Source organism: Mariniflexile jejuense, from assembly GCF_042675665.1.
Lineage (GTDB): Bacteria > Bacteroidota > Bacteroidia > Flavobacteriales > Flavobacteriaceae > Mariniflexile > Mariniflexile jejuense.
The window spans coordinates 768,288-790,894 of record NZ_JBHTJI010000001.1 but is presented as its reverse complement, the minus strand read 5'-3'; the positions used below and the strand labels follow the sequence as shown (position 1 = coordinate 790,894).

At 31.5% G+C, this 22,607-nt stretch carries 21 protein-coding genes; 6 read left to right on the top strand and 15 right to left on the bottom strand.

What is annotated here, in order from left to right:
* Positions 1-4: 4 nt before the first annotated feature.
* The 4 genes from ACFQ1R_RS03470 to ACFQ1R_RS03455 all read right to left on the bottom strand — a co-directional run bounded on the left by ACFQ1R_RS03470 (position 5) and on the right by ACFQ1R_RS03455 (position 5,449).
* Positions 5-1,891, bottom strand: a complete 1,887-nt coding sequence (locus ACFQ1R_RS03470; RefSeq protein ID WP_379924713.1) for an IPT/TIG domain-containing protein — start codon at positions 1,889-1,891, stop codon at positions 5-7.
* Between the two features lie 201 nt (positions 1,892-2,092).
* Positions 2,093-3,049: a transglutaminase family protein gene (locus ACFQ1R_RS03465; protein WP_379924712.1), complete on the bottom strand. Its 957-nt coding sequence runs from the start codon at positions 3,047-3,049 to the stop codon at positions 2,093-2,095.
* Positions 3,050-3,061: 12 nt separating this feature from the next.
* Entirely contained in the window at positions 3,062-3,988 is a 927-nt protein-coding gene (locus ACFQ1R_RS03460) for an alpha-E domain-containing protein (RefSeq protein WP_379924711.1), read from the bottom strand.
* A gap of 18 nt (positions 3,989-4,006) precedes the next feature.
* Complete coding sequence (locus ACFQ1R_RS03455) at positions 4,007-5,449, bottom strand: circularly permuted type 2 ATP-grasp protein (protein WP_379924710.1); 1,443 nt, start codon at positions 5,447-5,449, stop codon at positions 4,007-4,009.
* Between the two features lie 299 nt (positions 5,450-5,748).
* On the opposite strand from ACFQ1R_RS03455, the gene ACFQ1R_RS03450 reads away from it, so the two are divergent.
* The 3 genes from ACFQ1R_RS03450 to ACFQ1R_RS03440 all read left to right on the top strand — a co-directional run bounded on the left by ACFQ1R_RS03450 (position 5,749) and on the right by ACFQ1R_RS03440 (position 8,260).
* On the top strand, positions 5,749-6,324 hold the full coding sequence (locus ACFQ1R_RS03450) for an RNA polymerase sigma factor (RefSeq protein ID WP_379924709.1): 576 nt from the start codon (positions 5,749-5,751) through the stop codon (positions 6,322-6,324).
* Positions 6,311-7,042, top strand: a complete 732-nt coding sequence (locus ACFQ1R_RS03445; protein WP_379924708.1) for a hypothetical protein — start codon at positions 6,311-6,313, stop codon at positions 7,040-7,042. The genes ACFQ1R_RS03450 and ACFQ1R_RS03445 overlap by 14 nt, the downstream gene beginning before the upstream one ends.
* A gap of 138 nt (positions 7,043-7,180) precedes the next feature.
* Positions 7,181-8,260, top strand: a complete 1,080-nt coding sequence (locus ACFQ1R_RS03440) for a hypothetical protein (RefSeq protein WP_379924707.1) — start codon at positions 7,181-7,183, stop codon at positions 8,258-8,260.
* Positions 8,261-8,309: 49 nt separating this feature from the next.
* Here ACFQ1R_RS03440 and ACFQ1R_RS03435 read toward each other — a convergent pair whose 3' ends face one another.
* Entirely contained in the window at positions 8,310-8,738 is a 429-nt protein-coding gene (locus tag ACFQ1R_RS03435) for a hypothetical protein (protein WP_379924706.1), read from the bottom strand.
* Between the two features lie 74 nt (positions 8,739-8,812).
* Complete coding sequence (locus ACFQ1R_RS03430) at positions 8,813-9,649, bottom strand: helix-turn-helix domain-containing protein (protein ID WP_379924705.1); 837 nt, start codon at positions 9,647-9,649, stop codon at positions 8,813-8,815.
* A gap of 142 nt (positions 9,650-9,791) precedes the next feature.
* Between ACFQ1R_RS03430 and dnaG the strand changes: the two genes are divergently transcribed.
* A complete protein-coding gene (gene dnaG / locus ACFQ1R_RS03425; protein ID WP_379924704.1) occupies positions 9,792-11,750 on the top strand; it encodes a DNA primase in 1,959 nt (652 codons plus the stop codon).
* On the opposite strand, the gene ACFQ1R_RS03420 is transcribed toward dnaG, so the two are convergent.
* Both ACFQ1R_RS03420 and nadE read right to left on the bottom strand, forming a co-directional pair.
* Complete coding sequence (locus ACFQ1R_RS03420; RefSeq protein WP_379924703.1) at positions 11,745-12,374, bottom strand: response regulator; 630 nt, start codon at positions 12,372-12,374, stop codon at positions 11,745-11,747. The genes dnaG and ACFQ1R_RS03420 overlap by 6 nt on opposite strands.
* A gap of 103 nt (positions 12,375-12,477) precedes the next feature.
* A complete protein-coding gene (nadE, locus tag ACFQ1R_RS03415; protein WP_379924702.1) occupies positions 12,478-13,266 on the bottom strand; it encodes an NAD(+) synthase in 789 nt (262 codons plus the stop codon).
* Positions 13,267-13,358: 92 nt separating this feature from the next.
* On the opposite strand from nadE, the gene gldB reads away from it, so the two are divergent.
* A complete protein-coding gene (gene gldB, locus ACFQ1R_RS03410) occupies positions 13,359-14,321 on the top strand; it encodes a gliding motility lipoprotein GldB (protein ID WP_379924701.1) in 963 nt (320 codons plus the stop codon).
* Positions 14,321-14,656, top strand: coding sequence for a gliding motility protein GldC (gldC, locus tag ACFQ1R_RS03405; protein WP_379924700.1), 336 nt, complete (start codon positions 14,321-14,323; stop codon positions 14,654-14,656). The genes gldB and gldC overlap by 1 nt, the downstream gene beginning before the upstream one ends.
* On the opposite strand, the gene def is transcribed toward gldC, so the two are convergent.
* From def to purH, 7 genes are all read right to left on the bottom strand, one after another.
* Positions 14,657-15,292 (bottom strand): peptide deformylase, encoded by a 636-nt coding sequence (gene def, locus ACFQ1R_RS03400; protein ID WP_379924699.1) that lies wholly within the window; start codon positions 15,290-15,292, stop codon positions 14,657-14,659.
* Between the two features lie 30 nt (positions 15,293-15,322).
* Positions 15,323-16,597: a rod shape-determining protein RodA gene (rodA, locus tag ACFQ1R_RS03395; protein ID WP_379924698.1), complete on the bottom strand. Its 1,275-nt coding sequence runs from the start codon at positions 16,595-16,597 to the stop codon at positions 15,323-15,325.
* Between the two features lie 39 nt (positions 16,598-16,636).
* Positions 16,637-18,613: a penicillin-binding protein 2 gene (gene mrdA, locus ACFQ1R_RS03390; RefSeq protein ID WP_379924697.1), complete on the bottom strand. Its 1,977-nt coding sequence runs from the start codon at positions 18,611-18,613 to the stop codon at positions 16,637-16,639.
* On the bottom strand, positions 18,610-19,113 hold the full coding sequence (locus ACFQ1R_RS03385; RefSeq protein ID WP_379924696.1) for a rod shape-determining protein MreD: 504 nt from the start codon (positions 19,111-19,113) through the stop codon (positions 18,610-18,612). The genes mrdA and ACFQ1R_RS03385 overlap by 4 nt, the downstream gene beginning before the upstream one ends.
* Positions 19,106-19,930, bottom strand: coding sequence for a rod shape-determining protein MreC (gene mreC, locus ACFQ1R_RS03380; protein ID WP_379924695.1), 825 nt, complete (start codon positions 19,928-19,930; stop codon positions 19,106-19,108). Before mreC ends, ACFQ1R_RS03385 begins: the two co-directional genes overlap by 8 nt.
* A gap of 11 nt (positions 19,931-19,941) precedes the next feature.
* Positions 19,942-20,970, bottom strand: a complete 1,029-nt coding sequence (locus tag ACFQ1R_RS03375) for a rod shape-determining protein (protein WP_132217861.1) — start codon at positions 20,968-20,970, stop codon at positions 19,942-19,944.
* Positions 20,971-21,046: 76 nt separating this feature from the next.
* Positions 21,047-22,579, bottom strand: a complete 1,533-nt coding sequence (gene purH, locus ACFQ1R_RS03370; RefSeq protein ID WP_379924694.1) for a bifunctional phosphoribosylaminoimidazolecarboxamide formyltransferase/IMP cyclohydrolase — start codon at positions 22,577-22,579, stop codon at positions 21,047-21,049.
* Between the last annotated feature and the right edge of the window lie 28 nt (positions 22,580-22,607).

Below are 22,607 nucleotides of genomic sequence, written 5' to 3'. Positions count from 1 at the left end.
AATGCTAGAAATTATAAAGTTCAGTTCTTAAAATGATATGATCGTGATTAGAAAAAAGTGTATTTGATGGGGGATATCCATTTTGATAACCAATTAAATAAACGTAGTTATTATGGATAAACATGTACTCAGGTCCAAAATTATAACCTTCTGCCTTTAAGTCATTTCTTTCAAACCATTGATTGCTTCCAATATCATATTCCCAAAAGTTTTTAAGATAATTATTATAATAAAACCCGCGGTCATCAACTTGAACATTGATAGCACGTTGAACAGGTTTTGTTATGTCACTTTTTCTAACCCAAGTATTATCAGGTGTGAATTCCCAAAAATTAGTTGTGCGTTCTTCTCCGTTTCCAATATAAAACTTGCCATTGCTTTTAAAAACGCTAGGAGCATTTCTTAAATCATAATTATTTACCAATGGAATTTCAGTTATCTGTTCCCAAGAATTACTGTTTTCTCGGTATTTCCATATTTTTCTATTTTGATATAACGATGTTGAACCTGTATAGCCCAAGCCAAAATATAACTCGCCATTATGTACAAATCCTGTAGGCTGTTGAATAAGTTCATTATTTATAAAGTCTTGGAGTTGAGTTACCGTATTTGTTTGGAAATTGTATTTGTAAAAGTTATTAGTTTTTCGTTTTATATACAAGTAGGTGTGTACTCCATTATTTAATGGAAAAAAATAAAAAAGATGTCCAAATATGCCTTCTGTGGATATAGGAATTATAGATTCTTCCCATTTATTATTTTCTGGCGTGTATTTGAATATAGCATTGTTTTCTGTTCCACTGCTATTTTTAAAAACATTAATATATGCCATATTATTATCATAAAAACTCGATAATGTTAGATTACCTACACTAGCTAGTCCACCAGTAAGCTCATAGTCTCTTTTATATGACCATAAGTACCATTTAGAGATAAGGTTTAAATCTATCTTATTTTCAATATCAGTATTAAGCAATTTAATTTTTAGGCTTCCAATATCTCTACTTTTATATGGGCCTAAAGGAATCTTAACCAGCAGAGAATCCCTATATCTTTCAGTGATTTCTACTTTATTATCTGCTAAATAAAAGTCATTCAGACCTGTAATATCTGGAAAGAAATTAGATAAATAAATCATAATGTCATCTCCAACTTTTACTTTGTTTTTTGATAAACCAGTAATAGTTGGTTTAGGAATTTTTACTCCTTTTAAAATTTTAAGTTCTTGAAGTTGAGCCTTTATTAATATGTCGTGATCAAAACTTTGTAGATTATAAGGAAGTTTAAAAGAAATTGAATCTTTACTATGGCTAGTGACAGTAATTTTCTCGTTGTTTAAGGATATGATATCTGTTTTCTTTGATGGTGAATTTGTTAAATGTTTACCATAAACAACAACTTCTTTCCCATACTTAAAATTAACTGGAATTGAATCAACAATAGGTGTAAATAATTGAAAAGGAGATACTAAAACTTCCATTTTGTCAACGCCTTCACCATTGTCAATTTTGATTTTGAAATCAAATGGATTGAATCCGTCATATGGAACTTTAAATTTAACCAAAGAATCATTATTAAAAACAATATCCAATTTTGTCTCATCAAGATATAAAATCACACTTCTTTTAAAATTCCTTCCAACTATGGAAAGTGTATCTCCTAAATCAGCTTTATTAGGTAATACATTATCAATTTTCAATACAGGATCGTTTATTGCTTCTTCTTCATTAATAGAATCACTGCTTTTGTCACAAGAATATATAAATACTAAATATGTAACTGAAATTAATTTTAGGCTAAAAAAAACAAAGTTTAAAAAAAATGATTTTTCCTTTAAGTATTTCAAGTAAAACATTAGTTTTTGGTAAAAAGATTGATTTGTTTTTGTCATTATTTCAAGTACTATTATTTAAATATTATGATATTGCTGAAAGTTAGATAATATAATATTTGAACCTGCTTAAAGCCAATGCAAAGATAAAGTTCCGTTTAAATGAACTTTATCGGTTGTTAAACGAAGTTAGTTAAAATTTCGCACAAAGTCAACTCTAAAAAAAGTGTTTTTAGTATTTAAAATAAACAGATAAAAAAACTACTGCTGTTGCTGTTGCTGTTGTTGAATGCGTTCTAAATTGCGTTGGTAGCTATTATTGGTTTTAGAAGCTGCAAAAGTGTTTTCGGGTATTACGGTTTCTTCTTGGTTTTTTGTAGTGCTAATTTCAACTTTCACAAACAAATCAGATTCCACTTTGCGTTTAAAAACACCTTTTACTGGCGAGCAATCGGCGTAACTTCTACCAACAGCTAAACGCACATGGTTTTCATTGGCTATTGTATTGTTTGTGGGGTCAATACCAAACCAGCCATAAAATGGTATGTAAGCCTCTATCCAAGCATGTGTAGCACCTTCTCCGCGTTTGGCATCATCTGTAGGGCAAATATAACCGCTTACGTAGCGTGCAGGTATACCACAAAGCCTAACCATTTGAAGCATGATGTTTGTGAAATCTTGACAAACGCCTGCTTTTAAACTCCAAACATCATCTAAAGTAGAGTCTACATTGGTTATGCCTTTTATGTATTTAAAGTTATTATAAACGTAATCGCAAAGTTCTAAAACAGTTTTATAAGGTGTTTTTTCGGTTAGTTTTCTTTCTTCTATTAAACTTAAAACGTCATTAGTGCCGCTAAAGGCAGTTGGTTTTAAAAAATCTATTACGTCTGAATCGTATTTGTGTTGTTTTAATTCATTCCATTGTGTTTTCACATCAGCTGTGTCTTCAGGAAATAGTTTGTTGGATGTTATTACTTCAACTTCCGAAGTTATTGATAATTCATCATGCGGTTCGGTAATTAAAAAAGTACCAATGCGGTTGTTGTAAAAATCGTTATAAGTTTCTATAAACGGATTATTTGTAACCGATATAAAATGCGATACCACTTTTTGATATTGGTCATTAATAGGATGTAAGCGAATTAAATTTGCGCCATCAATTACTGGGTTGTTGTAGCTGTACTTTGTAATATGTTTGATGAAAAATGTTGGCATAATATTTAAAAATTAATTTGCATTAGATAAGTATACCGAATTTATATTTGAAGAGATGTTTCTAATATCATCTTTAATAGCTTCAATGTAATTATGTAAGCCTTGGGCGTTTATACTTTCAATGGTTGTGTATTTTATGGTGCTTTCTAACTTTCCTAATAAAAATTCTAAATTATTGCGCTCAAGTTCATTGGCTTCAATAAGTTGGTTTATGTGTCTGTTTAATTTGTTTACACAGTAATATACCGACCTTGGAAATAATTTATCTTGAAAAACCATTCGTATAATGTGTTCTTCATTAAAAGTAGATTTATGTGTTTTTAAGTATAACTGATAACCACCTATAGAAAGCAATAAGTTTTTCCAGTAAAAGCTTTTTTCTAAGCTATCGGAAGTGTTGCCTATTTCCATAAGTTTGAAAGCTGTAAAATCTGATATTTGAATAACCCGTTCTAAAAATTTTCCAACATTCATAAAATAATAAGAAGAACCGCGTTCTTGTGTGATATCAGACGTTCCGTAGTATATTAAATGGTGTTTACGTAAATCTTCTAAAAACTGAATTGGATCTTCTTCACGAAGTCTTCTAGGTAAATCTTTATTTGTAAGATACAAATAATAGTTGTTTATACATAACCAAAGTTCTCTAGAAATATGTTCTTGTACACTTCTGGCATTTTCTCTAGCTTTTGTAACTATATTTAGAATGGAGTTTGAGTTACTTATGTTAAATACCATAAAATTGATACATTCTATAGCGTCTTCAGTATAAAATTCATTCTCTGAGGTTGTGAAATTTTTAATAATTGGTGTCCACGAAAATAGTTCGGGAGAGTCTTGATTGGCATAAAAATTTACTTTTAGTAAACTTAAAATACCGTTTCCTCGTTCCATATATCTATCTAACCAAATTAGGTTATTTGCTACTCTACTTAACATATTAAAATGTGTTTTTAATTATTGTAATACCCATGTGTCTTTACTACCACCACCTTGCGAACTGTTTACCACCAGCGAGCCTTTTTTAAGTGCTACCCGGGTTAAACCTCCTGGGCAAATATCAATACCATCTTTACCAGAAAGAGCAAACGGACGTAAATCGATACAACGTGGTGATAGCTGCCCATTAATATAACAAGGCGCAGTTGATAGTCTTAAAATAGGTTGTGCAATAAAATTTTCGGGTTTCTTTTTTACGTTATCTAGGTAGTCTTTTATTTCATCGTCTGTAGCTTCATGACCCATAAGCATACCATAACCACCACTACCGTCGGTTTTTTTAATAACCATTTCCTTTATGTGTTTGGTAACGTATTCCAATTCGTCTGGTCTGCCTAATTGGTAGGTTTCAATATTTTTTAAAATGGGTTCTTCATCTAAATAATATTTAATCATATCGGGTACGTAAATATATATGGCTTTATCATCGGCAATTCCAGTTCCAGGTGCATTTACAATGTTAACATTGCCTTTTCGGTAAGCAGCCATAATGCCAGCAACACCTAAAACGCTATTGGCATTAAATTCTAATGGATCTAAAAAATCATCATCAACACGTCTGTAAATTACATCAACTTGTTTTAAACCATTGGTGGTTTTCATGTAAACAAAATGATTTTTTACTACCAAATCTGTGCCTTCAACCAGTTCAATACCCATTAATCTGGCTAGTGTTGTGTGTTCGTAATATGCCGAATTATAAATGCCTGGTGTTAAAAGTACAATGTTAGGGTTGGCTATGTTTGAAAGTTCTTTTAGCTTTTTATATAGCATGTTTGGGTAGTTTGAAACCGAACGTACTTGGCTTTTTGGCAAAATACCAGGGAATAAACGTTTTGATATTTCTCGGTTTTCAAGCATGTAGCTAACACCAGATGGTGTTCTTAAGTTATCTTCAAGAACATAAAATTCACCATCGTTATTGCGAATTAAATCTACACCCGAAATATGAACATATACATCATACGGTACTTTTACACCTTTCATTTCGCGTAGAAAGTTTGGGCATGAATAAATTAAATCTGCAGGAATTAAACCGTCTTTAATAATAAACTGTTCATTATAAATATCTTTAATAAACAAGTTTAAAGCTTTAAGGCGTTGTTTAATGCCTTTTTCAATTTTATCCCATTCTTTAGCTGTTATAATTCTGGGAACAATATCAAACGGAAATATTTTTTCTATACCTTCATTATCATTATAAACCGTAAACGTAACGCCTTGGCTCATAAATAACTGTTTAGAAAGGTCTTCTTTCTTAGTCAGTTTTTCAGGTGATGTTTTTTTTAAATACTCGATAAATCCTGCATATTGAGCTCTAAATTCTTCATTTTCAGAGTACATTTCATCCCAAGTGCTTGGAAGTTTTTCGTAAGACGAGAAAAGATTGTTATTATTCATATATATAAGCTATTAAACCAAATATAATAAATTATTGAAAGAAATTTAATAATTCGGCTTTTTAAGTAAATATAAATCAAGCTTTATTTTAATTTGTTAAAAATAATTCGAAATTTTAATAAGTAATGTGTTTTTTGAAGTTTAAATTGTGTTCTGAATAATTTATATAATGAAAGCATGTGTTTAATTTACTAAATTTTATTTACGAAAACCTTAACTTAAAATTATATTTTAAAAAAAAATATTTTACTCAGGCAACCATTACTATAAAAATGGCGTCTTTAATAATAGAAGGCTAAATGAAATCATTTTTGAAAGTTATACAACTCCATAAAAACGAATCGGCACTTATAAAAAGTGCTATAAAAAACAATCGTGAAGCGCAACACGTTTTGTATGAGTTGCATGCCCCAAAAATGTTAAGCGTTTGCAGGTATTATATTAAAGATTTGCAACATGCAGAAGAAGCAATGCTTAACGGATTTTTTAAAGTGTTTTCTAATTTAAGCAATTTTAGAAATGAAGGTAGCTTTGAAGGTTGGATTCGACGTATTATGGTTAGAGAATCGATTTCATTTTTACGGCAGCAAAAAAATATTGAGTTTTCGGTTGAAGATGTAGATTTTAAAAACGATTTTACCAATAATATAGAAACAACTATTGAAGTTGAGCAATTACAATACATAATTGATGCGCTTCCTGAAGGTTATAAAATGGTGTTTATAATGTATGCTATAGAAGGTTACAAACACCACGAAATTGCGAACCTATTACAAATTACCGAAGGTACTTCAAAATCGCAATTATTTAAAGCACGAAAAATGCTTCAAGAAAAATTACAAGAATTAAACGCAACAAGTTATGGAACAAAATAAATTTGATCAACAAATAAAAGAAACCTTAGAAGGTAGAAGCTTGCAACCATCAAACAATGCTTGGGAAAAACTATCTAACCGTTTAGATGAAACTAGCCAAAATAAAACTAAAACCTATTGGTATATAGGTGTAGCAGCTAGTGTTGTTGGTATTTTATTTATTGCAGTTCAGTTTTACAACACAAAACCTATAGAACCTGTAATTGTAAATACACCAACTGTAAAACAAGCTGAAAATACACAAGTTGCGATTGAAAAACCAGAAACTACAAACACCGTTTTAGAAACCATACAACCTGTTGAAAATGTTGAAAGTTTCAAAGAAAATTCAATTGTAAAAGTTACAGAAACCAATGTTGTTTTAGATAAAAAACAAAGTATTTTAAAAGAAACCAATGCTATTGTAAACACTAAAGCAAATCAAGAAGCTTTAACATTTGAAGAACAAAAAATTAAAGACCTAGTAGCTAAAGTTGAAGAATTAAAAGCTCAAAATAAAGAAGTAACAAATGCAGATATTGACGCCTTGTTGCTTGAAGCTCAAAAAGAAATTAGATTTAAAAAAGCAACAAATAAAAATACAGGTTTAGTTGATGCCAATCTTCTATTGGAAGAAGTAGAAACCGATTTAGACCAATCATTTAGAAGTAAAGTGTTTGATGCTATAAAGGCAAGTTTTGGTACCGTAAAAACAGTAGTAGCTCAGCGAAATAATTAAACGTCATTACGAGGAGGAACGACGAAGTAATCTGTTAATTTTGAACTACAATTATAAGATGGCTTCGTACCTCGCCATGACGAAAACAGAAATTTTCATCAATAAAAAATTTAATCATTAATCAAAAAACGAACAGTTATGCAAACAATTACAAAGTATTTAGCGGTAATCGCGCTAATTTTAAGTGTGCAGTTAATCAATGCACAAGACACAATTCAAAAAGTAAATAACAAAGACAAAATTGAAAACTTAAAAAAGATTAAGGAACTTATTCAAAATGAGGAACGCGATTTCTTAAAAGCAGAAGTAGAAGCTATTAACATAAGGTTAGATAAAGGCGATATTTCAAATGTTGAGGCTGAAATTTTGAAAAAAGAAGCTGCTAAAAAACGAGCACTTAATATTGAAAATCGATTAGCAATTGTTGATAATAAAATAGTATTACTAGAACGAAACGAAGAAGGCTATCGTATTAATAATGAAGAAGATTTATCAAGAATAGGTATTAGTATAGGTGGTAATGATGAGAGTTTTGCAGGTGTGAAAATTAATTATAAAAATAAGCCTAAAAAATACGATTTGCGTACATCAAGCGATTTTGTATTTGCCTTTGGTTTAAACAATGCCATTGTTGAAGGCGAAAAACTAGATAACTCGCCATATAAATTTGGCGGTTCTAGGTTTGCAGAGTTAGGTTGGGCATGGAAAACACGTGTATTTAAAGAATCTAATTTTATGCGTTTTAAATACGGATATTCCTTTCAGTTTAATGGGTTAAAACCAACTGATAATAATTATTTTGTACAACAAGGCAACCAAACAGTTTTGGAAGAATTTCCTGAAGAACTTAAAAAATCAAAATTAACTATTACCAATTTAGTATTTCCAGTGCATTTTGAATTTGGACCTTCTAAAAAAACTGAAAAAGACACCTATTTTAGATATTCAACCGCAAATCAATTCAAAATAGGTATTGGTGGTTATGGTGGTTTTAATATTGGTGCGCGACAAAAATTAAAATATGAAATTGATGGCGATCGAAAAAAGGACAAACAAAAACAAAGTTTTAATACCAGTAGTTTGGTGTATGGTTTAAGCGGTTATGTAGCTTTTGATGATGTTGCATTATACGTTAAATACGATTTGTCACCCATTTTTAAAGACCAAGCCATTAAGCAAAATAATATATCTATAGGGTTACGATTTGATATGGATTAGTAACTATGTAAGTAAATAAAAAGCTTCTGATTTTCAGAAGCTTTTTTGTTTATACACCTTGTTGTTTTTCTGCTTTTTTGAATAATATGATATTTATAATTGCAAGACCAAAAAACATACCTGGAATGAAAGGTGGCTTTATTTTAAGTGGTAAAACTTCATTTGGAACGTTTGGTTGAATGTGAACATAAGTGGCAATTATCATGATAAATATCACTATAAAATTACTGAATAAGAATAACTTTTTTTGGACTTTCACTTCACCTTTATTGTTCTTTTTTAAAAGATATAAGATTATAATGCCAACTATAATTTCACTTAATTGTCCACTCCAATACAAAAATTCCTGAAATGGTAATTGGCTGGTTTTAATTTGCGTAGCGTACCATGATTTAAATGGATTTAAAAATTTTAAAACTCCAAATGTAAACATAGAAAGTCCTAACAAACTGCTAATGATTTTATTGTTTTTTGTCATGTTTTTTTATGCAAAGATTATTCTTAAATGTATGTATCTAAAGGATAAATAGTTTAAATCCTTGTACTTTTGGGTCAAAGCACAGATAAACGGTATTGACTTGGAGTAAGGTTGGTTTTGTTTTTAAATAAGCGTGAAAAATAAGCAGGATCATTAAAACCTAAATCAAATGCAATTTCAGAAATATTAAGTGTTGGGTTTTGCAAAAGTTTTGTAGCTTTCTGTATCTTTTGGTTTAAGATATAATTGTTAGGGGTGTCATTATAAATGTTTTTAAAGGCTCTTTTAAACGATGACAAACTTAATCCAGAAAGTTTTGCAAGTTCAGTTATGGAGATGTTTGAGTATAAATGAGTTTCAACAATTTTTTTTATTGAAATGGTATTGACTGTAAATAATTCTGAAAATAAAAGTTGAATTGTATCGGTGTTTTTAGATTGTGTTAATAAAATAATTAACTCTTTTATTTTTAGTTCTAATAAGTCATCATTAACTAAAAACGAATTATTAAAGTAAAAATTGAGGTTTTCTATAAAATTTTCAATAGCGGTATTAAGTGAAATTTTTTTTATTTGTTGGTTGTTTTTCGGATTATTGATTGAAGTAGGAACTTCTTTTTGGTATAAATGATGTAAAATATTTGGGTATAGGTGAAACGCGTAAACCTCTATTTTTTTATTTTCAAATTGCTTTATCCAATCCACAAAATAAGTTCCACATTTTAATAAAACAGCTTCCTTGGGTGTTGTTGTAATTGTTTCATTAGCAGAAATAATTTTTGTGTTGCTCTTAATGTAAAGAAAGCAGCCTTCATCTTGAAAAATAGCTTCGTACCTAAAAGGAGGTTCTATAATCACTTTTTCAATTAGTGGCTTATTAAAAAATTCAAATATTTGTCTGGAGATTATCATGTGTAAAATCAAGCTTGATTGTTATGCTTTTTTAATTACTAAAATAACTATTTGTTGTTCTAAATTTCGCGACAGCATTAATTTTAAAAATAAATAGTTTATATTACTTTTACGTTTCATTTTTAACAATAAAAAATAACAGTTGATATCGCCAGCATCCATAGATTTAGTTTTTGAAACCGCCCGAGTAGAGGAGGTTATTGGCGATTTTGTGCAACTTAAAAAATCGGGTAGCAACTTTAAAGGTTTAAGCCCTTTTAGTGAAGAGCGTTCACCAAGTTTTATGGTATCGCCAGTTAAGCAAATTTGGAAAGATTTTTCAACAGGCAAAGGCGGTACTGCGGTATCATTTTTGATGGAGCATGAGCACTTTACATATCCAGAAGCGATAAGGTATCTTGCCAAAAAATACAATATTGAAATAGAAGAAACCGAGCAAAGCAACGAGCAAAAAGACCAGGCCAACGAACGTGAAAGTTTGTATTTGGTAAGTGAATTTGCAAACACCTACTTTCAAAAAATATTGCACAAAACCGACCAAGGAAAATCTATAGGCTTAAGCTATTTTAAAGAACGTGGTTTTACCGAAGAATCCATAAGGAAATTTGATTTAGGTTATTCGCTAGATGAGTGGCAAGCCTTTACTGATGAGGCACTAAAACAAGGTTACAAACTAGAATTTTTAGAAAAAACAGGACTAACCATTGTAAAAGACGATAAACGTTTTGATAGGTTTAAAGGGCGCGTTATGTTCCCTATAAAAAGCATGAGTGGTCGTGTATTAGGTTTTGGTGGGCGTATTTTAACTAGCGATAAAAAAGCAGCAAAATATGTAAATTCTCCCGAAAGTGATATTTACCATAAAAGCAATGTGCTTTACGGTATTTTTCATGCAAAACAAACTATAGCAAAAGAAGATAATTGTTATATAGTTGAAGGTTATACCGATGTTATTCAGTTTCATCAAACAGGTATTACAAATGTAGTGTCTTCTTCAGGAACCGCATTAACTTCAGAACAAATACGATTAATAAATAGGCTTACTAAAAATATTACGGTACTTTTTGATGGCGATGCAGCTGGTATGCGAGCATCATTAAGAGGTATCGATTTAATTTTAGAACAAGGTATGAACGTTAAGGTTTGCACTTTTCCTGAAGGTGAAGATCCAGATAGCTTTGCGAAACAAAATACACTTGAAGAGCTTGCTTCTTATTTACAACAAAATGCCAAAGATTTTATTCAGTTTAAAGCATCAATTTTATTTGAAGAATCTAAAAACGACCCTATAAAAAAGGCAGATACCGTTCGCGATATTGTAAACAGTATTTCTAAAATTCCAGACCGCATTAAAAAGGAAATTTATATTCAAGAATGTGCTAGAATTATGGATATTAGTGAAGACGTACTGTTTAGCACCTTGGCTCAAATTAATAAAAAAGAATTTCAAGAAGAAAACAAACAATTTAAAAGTGAACAAAAAGCGTTTGAAGTAATTAGGCATCAACAACCTGTTGAAAAGGTAGATGTTCAATATATTTTAGAACGAAAAATTATAGAAGTATTGTTGCTTTATGGAAACCGAACTGAAGATTTTGAAGATTTGGTTTTAAAAGAAAATGAAAAAGGCGAGTTGGTTTTAGAACCCGTAATACATCAGGCAAAAGTATTTGAAAAAGTATTTTTAGACCTTCAAGATGATGAAATGCAATTTACCAACCCACAATTTAAGGCGTTATATTATACCATTATAGATACCTTAAATCAAAACCCTAATTTTGAATTAAATAACTTTATAAATTCTGTAGATGCTGAATTGGGTAACGAAATTACCCATATTTTAATGGAAGATGAACGCTACACTTTAGATAATTGGCAACGTATGAATATCTTCCCAAAGGAAAAAACTCATAGCGTTGCGCAATTAGTAAGTGAAACCATATTAAGCTTACGTTGCTTTTTAATTGACCAAAAAGTTAAAGACTTTCAACAAGAAGCATTGGCAAATCTTGCCGATGTAAATAAAGATATTCTTGAAGAAGTTAAAGACTATTCTGGTTTAAAAATGCTACTCTCTCGAAAATTGAATAGGGTTTTATAAGTTTTCGTTCAGTTTAGCTTGACTAACTAAATCAACTAAATTAGTAACTTTCAATTTACGCATTAAACGTGCTTTGTAAGTACTAACGGTTTTTTCGTTAATTGCTAATTCTTTAGAAATTTCTTTGTTTTTCTTTCCAATAGTAAGCAGTTTTAAAACTTCAGCTTCTCTAGTAGAAAGTTTTTTGTAATAATTTCCGCCTTTATTAACTCTGTTGCCAAACGCTAATTGTTGCGTTAATTCATTACTTAAATAAATACCACCATCACTAACTTTTAAAATGGCTTCATTAATAGTAATCACGTTAACAGATTTGTGAATATACCCGTAAGCACCAGCTTTAATGGCGTTTACAGCATACACTTCCTCTGGTTGTGCACTAAAAATGATGGTTTTAATGTTAGGATAGTCATTTTTTAAATAACGTAAAACTGTTAAGCCGTTTAACTTAGGGAGGTCGGCTTCAGTTAAAATAATGTCTACAGGATTATTTTTAATGTACTCCATAATGGCATCGCCATTATCAACACTTGCAACAATTTTAATGTTAGAAGATGCTGAGAAAAGTACTTCAAGCCCTTTCCTTGTAATAGGGTGGTTGTCTGCTATTAATAATTTTATCATAATTGTAAAAGCTTTTTTTTATTATAATTAAGTTAGAGAGGTATTATAATTGAGAGAATAAGCTTGCTGCAAATGTAGAAAATATTTAAATAATTTGCAACATTTATAACAAATTATTAGGAATTTCGCAAATGGGTATAGAAATCATCTTATGTTTGTTGGATGTGTTAAAGCGTTTGTATATATTAAACACTGTTTTTTCTCTACCAGTAAAGTCTTCAGCGGTTTTGCCAGCATCATCCATTTTCATGGCCCATTCTAGTTCTGGGTACGATGCGCCAATTTGGTCTTCATCACTTCTTGCATCACCAAATAAGCCGTCGCTTGGTTGTGCTTTCATAATAGATTCTGGCACGTTTAAGTAGCTACCTAATTCATAAACTTCAGATTTTACTAAATCGGCAATAGGACTTAAATCTACGCCGCCATCGCCATATTTTGTATAAAAGCCTACGCCAAAATCTTCTACTTTGTTGCCAGTGCCAGCTACTAATAATTTGTATAGTCCTGCATAATAGTATAAGGTAGTCATTCTTAAACGAGCTCTTGTATTTGCTAAAGCCATGTCAACAGTTGCTTGGTCACCATCAAAAAAAACTTCATTTTTAAAACTTTCAAAAACAGGTGTTAAATCGGTTCTTGTATCGCTTACATTGTTAAATAGTGCTTTTAAATGGCTAATATGTTCTTGCGCACGGGTTACATGGCTAGCAGCTTGGTGTATTGGCATTTCTATACATAACACATTTAAGCCTGTTTTTGCACATAGTGTAGAAGTTACAGCCGAATCTATACCGCCAGAAATTCCAATAACAAAACCATTTACACCTGCTTTGGTTGCGTAATCTTTTAACCAATTAACTATATAATTTACAACTTTTTCTGTATGCATTTTAAATGAATTTAAATCCAAGAATTGTACCTTTGCAAACAAAAATAAAGGAAACACTTAATTAATAAAAATTTATAGCCACTAAGTTTTGTATGAAGTACAGATTAATTTTTTTGATTATTGCGGTTGTGATGGTTTCTTGTAAAAAAGAAAGCAATTTAGAAACTGAAATTTCTAAAATAAATTTAGATGCTCATGTTGAAAGATTTGACTTGTTATTTGCAAAAGTAACTGCCCAAAGCTTACCAAATTTAAAGCAAGCTTACCCTTTTATGTTTTCGGAAAAGTATTTAGATTCTTTTTGGATTGAAAAAGCCTCCGATTCGCTTCAAAAAGTATTATACAAAGAAGTTGAAAATACATTTTCAGATATTGAAACTACCGAGCTTGAAATAGAATCATTATTCAATCATTTAAAATACTATTTTCCAGAGTTTCATACACCACGAATTATTACTACAACCAACGATGTAGATTATAGAAATCGTGTAATTGTAACCGATACCATTGTTGTTGTAGCTTTAGATAGCTATTTAGGTAGTAACCATGAGTTTTACCAAAACATACCAAAATATTTAAGAGAAGATTTAAAAAAGGAACAAATTGTTGTTGATTTAGCTGGTGAATATGCTAAAAAATATAGTTTCCAACCATCAAATAAAACATTTTTAGATCAAATGATTTATTTTGGAAAACAACTTTATTTTAAAGATGTTGTTATTCCATTTAAAACTGAAGCAGAAAGAATAGGATACACAAAAGAACAGCTAGATTGGGCTATAGCTAATGAAAGTTATATTTGGCGCTATTTTGTAGAGCGTGAATTGCTGTTTAGTACAGATGCAAAACTTGCAGGAAGGTTTTTAACACCTGCGCCATTTTCAAAGTTTTATTTAGAAGATATTGATGCAGAATCGCCCGGTAGGTTAGGGCAGTATATAGGTTGGCAAATTGTTAAAGCTTATATGCAGCAAAATGATGTAACTTTAAAGGAAATGCTTATTGCAAGCTCAGAAGAAATTTTTAATAACTCTAAGTTTAAACCACGTAAATAATGTCGGAATCAATTACCTCAAAAATAGAATTACAAGTGGAATTAGATGCTAATCGTGTGCCTGAAAAACTTTATTGGACAGCGGCAGATGGTGGTATAACTAATGAAGAAGCCAAAGCCATGATGCTAGCGGTTTGGGATTCTAAAACCCAAGAAACCTTGCGTATAGATTTGTGGACTAAAGATATGCCTGTTGATGAAATGAAAGTGTTTTTTCATCAAACACTTGTAGCTATGAGCGATACCTTTAACAGAGCAACGCAAGATGAAAAAATGACCGCAACTATGAAAGATTTTTGTGATTATTTTGCTGAAAAATTGGAGATTAAGAAGTAATTAGTTTTTCTTTTTAGCATCTACAACCTCTTTCTTCAAGTGGTCTAAATATAAAATACCGTTTAAATGGTCTATTTCATGCTGAAAAATAATTGAAGTAAACCCTTCAACAGTTTCGGTTTTATGCTCAGCTTTCATAGTATCGTATTCAATAGTTATAGAAAACGCTCTGGTATTTAAGGTTTCGCTTCTATTCGGAATGGATAAACAGCCTTCTTTTCGGGTTTGTTTTTCTTCTGAATATTTGGTGATAATTGGGTTTAAATACACATCAAACGGAAAATTTTCTTTATCAAAACGTTGAACCCAAATTATGTTTTTTAAAATGCCTACTTGTGGTGCTGCAATGCCAACACCTAAAGACATACTATCTGTAACCGTTGCATATAATCGGTTTACAAATTGTTTTAAAACAGGATCGTTTGGGTTGGCTTTAATGTATTCGCTTTTAGTACGAAGCAACAACGAATCTTGCTTATTGGTTATTTTAAAAACACGCATGGGTGTTAATGAATCTGCATTTACAATCATTTCTAATTGTTCTTTTGAAAATGATTGTTGTAAAACACTTTTTGAACTATGGCAAGAAGCTAGTATTATAGCAATAGCTGCTAGTAGAAAATAGCTTTTCTTCATAAGTAATAGGGTAAATGGTTTGTTTTTAAATTACCATTGGTTAATTCTATCTGAATCTAACTTAATAAAGATAAACAATAAAATGGTAAAACCCCAAAGTCCTGAACCACCATAGCTAAACATAGGTAAAGGAATACCAATGGTTGGAATAATACCCATAACCATGCCTATATTTATAAAAAAGTGCATAAAAAATATGGAAGCTACACCATAGCCATACATGCGGCTAAACTGCGAACGTTGCAATTCTGCAAGGTGAAGAATACGTAGCAAAAGCAAAACAAAAACAATAATAACTGCTGCACTGCCTGTAAAACCCCATTCTTCGCCTACGGTACTAAAAATATAATCGGTATGTTGTTCGGGTACAAACTTACCTGTTGTGCGCGTGCCTTGTAAAAAGCCTTTGCCTGTTAAACCGCCAGAACTAATTGCTTTTTCAGATTCGTTTAAATTATAAGCTATGGTTTTTTTCATGCGCTCTAATTTTACAGGATCTTTTTCCAAACTAAGCCATATAGTAATTCTATCTTTTTGGTGAAAAGGTAATAGTTCATCATAAAAATATCTTACGCCAAATGCCATGGCAGCACTTATTACAATTATTGAAATAGGTTGAATAAGTAGCGGTTTGCGTTTTCTGAAGAAATGGTGTGCTAAAATAACAACAGCTATTACAATTGAAGTTATTAAACCACCAAATTTTAAAGCCGATAAAGAAATTACAACTAGCATAGCTGCTAATACTAAAAAGATGGGTGATAACCCTTCTCTGTAAAGCACAAATATAAAACTACCATATACCAATGTGCTTCCTGCATCTTTTTGAAGCAATACTAATATTGCAGGAATAGCTATAATACCAAAAACATAAATTTGATCTTTAACTCTTTTTAGGTCGGTGTTTAAATCGCTTACATATTTTGCAACCGCCAATGCTGTAGCGGCTTTTGCAAACTCGCTTGGTTGTAGTGTCATGCCGCCAATGCCATACCACGATGTTGCGCCATTTACGTTTTTACCAAACACAAAAAGTCCTGCTAGAGACAGCATGGATATAATGAAAATAACACTTGAAAAACGTTCGTAAAATTTAGATTCTACAGCTAAAATAAGTATGATTAAACCAACGGTTAAGAAAATAAACATGAGTTGTTTTCCGTAGGGCTGCGAAAAATCAAGATAATTTATAGTGTCTCCAGAATGTGATGCAGATACAATATTTAGCCATCCAAAACCAACAAGCAATAGGAATAGGATAATAGTTATCCAATCAAATTTATAATATCTACTTGCTTCTACCATTGTTTTTATTCAACTGGTTTTAAAATTGGTTAATTTTAGTTATAAATTGGCGCCTTGGTTTTTCTTAATAACCTCTGGATCTCTAGATTTACTATTTAATTGATTTAGTAATTCTTTAAGTTCTAAATATTCGGGTTCTGAAACAACTTCAAGAGTTGTGTTTTTATTTATACCAAAAGGCTGTCCTGAATATGGTTTTGCATACTCGTGCTCTAAGGTATGTTTTAAAAGCCAATCTTCCATATCTGTTCTGGTAATGGTGTCGTTAATGTATTTTTCAATCATTAAACTTGCAATTTTACCAGCAAATCTTGCACCCCAATATCCGTTTTCTACAAATACTGCCAGTGCTATTTTAGGGTTATCTTTAGGTGCGAACGCTATAAATATGGAATGGTCTGTTAATTGCATGCGTTGGCCATTCACTTTTACAAAGTTTTCTGCTGTTCCTGTTTTTCCACAAATTTCAATACCTTTTACTTGTACACCTGCAGCTGTACCATGGTTGTAAACATCAAACATACCTTGTATGATAGGTTCAAAATGCTCTTTGTTTATAGTAGTGTGATTTGGTGTTGTGTATTTTTTGTCAATTTCATGACCTTCAATATGTTTTATAATGTGAGGTGTGTAGTAATAGCCTCTGTTAGCAATAGCTGCTGTCATGTTTGCTAATTGAATTGGTGTTGTTAAAACTTCACCTTGTCCTATAGCGTTTGATAAATTAAAAGTACTTCCCCATCTGTTTTTACCATATAGTTGATCGTAAGTTTTGCTACTTGGTATTTTTCCGGGTTGACCAACTGATAAATCATTATTTAAATAATTACCTAAACCAAAACTTTTTACATGATCACTCCAGATATCCATACCAACAGCTGGCGATTTTGTTTTGTCTATAATGCGTCTGTAAACATTTGCAAAATAAGCATTACATGAGTTGTATATACCACCATTCATGGCTAATGGACTTGCATGCCCGTGGCAACCCATTTTTCTCCCACCATAACTATAACCATGGTTGCAGTAAAAACGGTCTTCGGTAGTAACAACACCTTCCTGTAAGCCAATAAGTGCGTTTAAAATTTTAAAAGGTGAACCAGGTGGATACATAGCTTGTAAACCACGATCATATAAAGGCTTATTGATGCTGTCGTTATATAATTTTGAAAAATTAGCGGAACGTTGACGTCCAACTAATAAGTTAGGGTTGTAGGTAGGTGTAGAAACCATTGCTAAAATTTCGCCACTACTTGGTTGAATAGCTATAATACCACCATGTTTATTTTGCATAAGTAATTCGCCATAGGCTTGTAATTTTGCATCAATGGTAATGGTAATGTCACTTCCTGGTTTTGGTAATGTATCATAAATACCGTCTTTGTAAGGGCCTAAATCTCTATTAAAACGGTCTTTTTGAATAAATTTAATTCCCTTTACACCACGTAATGTTTTTTCATAAGATGTTTCAATACCTTGTTTTCCAATAAGATCGCCCATTTTGTAATAAGGATCTCTAGCTATAATAGCATCATTAACTTCTCCAATATCACCTAAAACGTTGGCGCCAATTGAAGTTTCGTAATGCCGTAAGGAACGTTTTTGGATATAGAAACCCTCAAACTTTCGCATTTTCTCTTGTAAACTGGCGTAATCTTCTTTTGATAAATGCGGAATAAATACAGAAGGTAACCATGGGGAATAATGGTATGCTTTTTCAAAAATAGTTTCAAAGGTTGCTTTGTCAATTTTTAATAGCTTGCAAAACTCTAAGGTGTCTAAGGGTTTTACTTCACGCGGAATAAACATAACATCGTATGATGGCTGATTGGAAACTAAAAGTTCACCGTTCCTATCAAAAACAAAACCGCGTTTTGGGTAGTCGTAAACTTTTCTAATAGCATTGTCTTCGTACAAATTTTGTACACCACCTTCATAAATTTGCAAATAAAAAAGTCTAGAAAGAAATATAATACCAGCAGACGCTATTGCGATAACAAGTAAGAATCGTCTCATTTGGTTCTTTTACTAAAAATAACGGTTATTATTAATATCAATAAAATAGTAAAAATACTTGAGAATACTGTTTTTTGAAGGACTAAAATTATTTTGGAAGCACTAAAAAGTTCTAAATAAAATAATACAAAGTGATGGATAAAAGTTAGTAAGGTTAAATAAGTGAGTTTTTCACCAAATTCTACGGTGTTAAATTTTATGGTTTGGTGTTCATATATTACCCCAAAAGAAAATTTAAGTAATACTGGTCTTATATATGCTATAAATACACAAGCTGCGGCGTGAATACCGCCAGTATCTGAGAATAAATCAATAGATAATCCTAAAAAAAAGCTTAAAAAAATTATAAATAGGCGGTTATTTTTTACAGGAAATAATGCAATAAACATTATGTAAATGTACGGATTGATGTAGCCTAAAAAGTTAATATTGTTAAACACCAATGTTTGTATAAAAACAAGTGAAATAAAACGAACAGCATGTAGTACAGAATTATTCATTCACTTTTGGGTTTAGTAAATTATTAATTTCTTCGGCATCAATGTTTTCAATGGTATACACATGCTCAAGGTTAGTCATGTCATTAAAAAGCTTGATGTTTACTTCGTAATAGTTTTCGGCTGCATCTAGTTTAAAATCGTGAATAGTACCTATTGGTATTCCTTTTGGAAATATTGATGAACGCCCAGAAGTAATGATAGTGTCACCTTTTTTAACTGGTGCAATTTTAGGTATATCAGTTAGTTGAATAAAATAGGGCGATTTCGCATTCCAATACAGGGTACCAAAATGATTTGTTTTTTTAAGTTGTGCGCTAATTTTATTTACAGTATTTAAAACTGAAATTACCGTAGCATAACGCTTGCTTGTACCATCAACAATACCAACAATTCCTTTTGAGCTTATTACACCTAAATCTTGTTTCAAGCCATCGGTTTTTCCTTTATTTAAAAGAAGTACGTTGTTGGCACCAGAATAGGTGTTGCGTATTACGTTTGCTATGGTGAATTTATATGTGCCACCATAGGAAACGGTATCTATGTACGTTGAGTCTTTTTTGTTTTCAGAATTAAACAAAAGCATTTTTAAGCGACTGTTTTCTTCTGCTAACACCTGATTTTGAGATTTTAAACTTAAATAGCCTGTAAAGTTATTTATAGAATTATAAATACCACCTGTTAAAAAATTTGCTGAATTAAAAAACCTGCTTTTATGATAAGAGTGTGTTTGTATAGTGAGAACTAAGGATATAGAAAACAGCAACAAGGATAACAAAAAGTTTTTGTTTCTTATTACAAAGTTAATAATCTGTTGCATGTTTTATAAGCCTATTTAATCAAAACACTTTTGTATTTAGCTAAATTTTTAAGTGTGATACCTGTACCTCTAACAACGGCTCTTAAAGGATCTTCGGCAATATACACAGGAAGGTCGGTTTTTTGCGATAAACGTTTGTCTAAACCACGTAACATCGAACCACCACCAGCTAAATAGATACCAGTATTGTAAATATCGGCAGCTAGTTCAGGTGGTGTTTGCGATAATGTTTCCATTACAGCATCCTCTATACGTAAAATAGATTTATCTAACGCTTTTGCAATTTCTCTAAACGATATAGAAACTTGTTTTGGTTTACCTGTAAGCAAATCGCGCCCTTGAACGCTCATGTCTTCTGGAGGTAAATCTAAATCTTCGGTAGCTGCACCAATTTGAATTTTTATTTTTTCAGCAGTACGCTCACCAACATATAAGTTGTGTTGTGTACGCATGTAGTAAACAATATCATTAGTAAAAACGTCACCAGCAATTTTAACCGATTTATCACACACAATACCACCTAACGCAATTACAGCAATTTCAGTAGTACCACCACCTATATCTACAACCATATTTCCTTTTGGTTGCATAATATCAACACCAATACCAATAGCAGCAGCCATAGGTTCGTGTATTAAATATACTTCTTTACCATTTACACGTTCGGCACTTTCTTTAACTGCACGCATTTCTACCTCTGTAATGCCCGAAGGAATACAAACCACCATACGAAGTGCAGGTGTGAAAAACTTCTTTTTTAATGCCGGTATGTTTTTAATAAACATACTTATCATTTGTTCTGACGCATCAAAATCGGCAATTACACCATCTTTTAATGGACGAATGGTTTTAATGTTTTCATGGGTTTTCCCTTGCATTAAACTGGCTTCTTGACCGACGGCAATAATTTTACCAGAAATTCTATCGCGAGCGACTATAGAAGGCGCATCAACAACAACTTTGTCATTATGTATTATAAGAGTATTTGCAGTACCTAAATCTATTGCAATTTCTTCGGTTAAGAAGTCAAAAAAGCCCATGTGCTATTAGTGATTTTAGAGGTTTAATATACGAATTCCGTAAATGTAATAAAAGTTAATAATATTTGCTGTTTAATTAGTGTTTAAAATGACGTGTACCTGTCATTACCATAGCTAGATTATTTTCATTGCAATAATCAATGCTTAGTTGGTCTTTTATGGAACCACCTGGTTGAATAACTGCACTTACACCTGCGTTTTTAGCAATCTCCACACAATCTGGAAACGGAAAAAAAGCATCACTAGCCATAACTGCACCATTTAAATCGAAATTAAAAGTTTTTGCCTTATGAATGGCTTGCTCAAGCGCATCAACACGACTGGTTTGCCCTGTTCCGCTAGCTAATAATTTTTTGTTTTTAACTAAAACAATGGTGTTTGATTTGGTGTGCTTGCAAATTTTTGAAGCAAATATTAAATCTTCTAACTCGTTTTTTGTTGGTTTATTGTTTGTAACATATGTTAAACCTTCAATTGAGTCGGTTATATTGTTTCTATCTTGAACTAAAATACCGTTTAAACAACTTCTTACGTTTGTTTGTGGTAATTCAACATCATTTAAAATTAAAATGATTCTGTTTTTCTTTCCTTTTAAAATTTCTAAAGCTTCTGCATTGTAAGAAGGCGCAATAATAACTTCACAAAATAAACTACTAATTTCATCAGCAGTAGCTTTGTCAATTTCTTGGTTACTTATTAAAACACCACCAAAAGCAGAAACTGGATCGCCAGCCAACGCATCTAAGTAAGCTTGATGAATGGTGTTGCTTTGTGCAAAACCACAAGCATTATTGTGTTTTAAAATAGCAAATGTTGGTGCTTCGTTTTTAAACTCATTTATTAAGTTTACAGCTGCATCAACATCTAAAAGGTTATTGTAGCTTAATTCTTTACCGTTTAGTTTTGTAAACATGGCATCAAAATCGCCAAAGAAAAAACCTTTTTGGTGCGGGTTTTCGCCGTAACGCAACACGTTTCCTTTGGTTTCGCTAATTTTTAAAACAGTTTCTTCTTGGTTTTTGTTGAAATAGTTAAAAATAGCCGTGTCGTAATGCGATGAAACATTAAATGCTTTTGCAGCAAAACGTTTTCTGTTTTCTTCTGAAATGTTTCCGTTGTTTTCAGAAATTAAACTTAAAAATTCAGCATAATCATCAACAGATGCAACACAAATAACATCGGCAAAGTTTTTTGCAGCAGCACGAATTAATGAAATACCACCTATGTCAATTTTCTCAATAATATCTTGTGCGCTTGCGCCAGAAGCTACTGTTTTTTCGAACGGATATAAATCTACAATAACCACATCTATTTGAGGAATTTCAAATTCTTCAAGTTCTTTGATGTCGCCTTCGTGGTTTTGACGGTTTAAAATGCCACCAAATACTTTTGGGTGTAATGTTTTTACACGACCACCAAGAATAGATGGATACGACGTAACTTCTTCTACAGGAACTACATCAATGCCTAAATCGTTAATAAATGTTTGTGTGCCACCAGTTGAATATATGGTTACACCTTGCTCGTTTAGTTTTTTAACGATTGGTTCTAATCCGTCTTTGCTAAACACGGAAATTAATGCAGATTTTACTGTTTTGTTGTTGCTCATTTTTTAAATCTAATTTGAAGTTGCAAAA

Bases quoted from the DNA above. Each gene is read 5' to 3' on its own strand.
- ACFQ1R_RS03420 (WP_379924703.1), bottom strand. From the start codon at position 12,374: ATGATAAAATTATTAATAGCAGACAACCACCCTATTACAAGGAAAGGG.
- mrdA (WP_379924697.1), bottom strand. From the start codon at position 18,613: ATGAGACGATTCTTACTTGTTATCGCAATAGCGTCTGCTGGTATTATA.
- purH (WP_379924694.1), bottom strand. From the start codon at position 22,579: ATGAGCAACAACAAAACAGTAAAATCTGCATTAATTTCCGTGTTTAGC.
- ACFQ1R_RS03445 (WP_379924708.1), top strand. From the start codon at position 6,311: ATGGAACAAAATAAATTTGATCAACAAATAAAAGAAACCTTAGAAGGT.
- gldB (WP_379924701.1), top strand. From the start codon at position 13,359: ATGAAGTACAGATTAATTTTTTTGATTATTGCGGTTGTGATGGTTTCT.
- ACFQ1R_RS03440 (WP_379924707.1), top strand. From the start codon at position 7,181: ATGCAAACAATTACAAAGTATTTAGCGGTAATCGCGCTAATTTTAAGT.
- ACFQ1R_RS03385 (WP_379924696.1), bottom strand. From the start codon at position 19,113: ATGAATAATTCTGTACTACATGCTGTTCGTTTTATTTCACTTGTTTTT.
- ACFQ1R_RS03470 (WP_379924713.1), bottom strand. From the start codon at position 1,891: ATGACAAAAACAAATCAATCTTTTTACCAAAAACTAATGTTTTACTTG.
- rodA (WP_379924698.1), bottom strand. From the start codon at position 16,597: ATGGTAGAAGCAAGTAGATATTATAAATTTGATTGGATAACTATTATC.
- ACFQ1R_RS03430 (WP_379924705.1), bottom strand. From the start codon at position 9,649: ATGATAATCTCCAGACAAATATTTGAATTTTTTAATAAGCCACTAATT.
- mreC (WP_379924695.1), bottom strand. From the start codon at position 19,930: ATGCAACAGATTATTAACTTTGTAATAAGAAACAAAAACTTTTTGTTA.
- nadE (WP_379924702.1), bottom strand. From the start codon at position 13,266: ATGCATACAGAAAAAGTTGTAAATTATATAGTTAATTGGTTAAAAGAT.
- ACFQ1R_RS03455 (WP_379924710.1), bottom strand. From the start codon at position 5,449: ATGAATAATAACAATCTTTTCTCGTCTTACGAAAAACTTCCAAGCACT.
- ACFQ1R_RS03375 (WP_132217861.1), bottom strand. From the start codon at position 20,970: ATGGGCTTTTTTGACTTCTTAACCGAAGAAATTGCAATAGATTTAGGT.
- ACFQ1R_RS03450 (WP_379924709.1), top strand. From the start codon at position 5,749: ATGAAATCATTTTTGAAAGTTATACAACTCCATAAAAACGAATCGGCA.
- ACFQ1R_RS03460 (WP_379924711.1), bottom strand. From the start codon at position 3,988: ATGTTAAGTAGAGTAGCAAATAACCTAATTTGGTTAGATAGATATATG.
- ACFQ1R_RS03465 (WP_379924712.1), bottom strand. From the start codon at position 3,049: ATGCCAACATTTTTCATCAAACATATTACAAAGTACAGCTACAACAAC.
- def (WP_379924699.1), bottom strand. From the start codon at position 15,292: ATGAAGAAAAGCTATTTTCTACTAGCAGCTATTGCTATAATACTAGCT.
- gldC (WP_379924700.1), top strand. From the start codon at position 14,321: ATGTCGGAATCAATTACCTCAAAAATAGAATTACAAGTGGAATTAGAT.
- ACFQ1R_RS03435 (WP_379924706.1), bottom strand. From the start codon at position 8,738: ATGACAAAAAACAATAAAATCATTAGCAGTTTGTTAGGACTTTCTATG.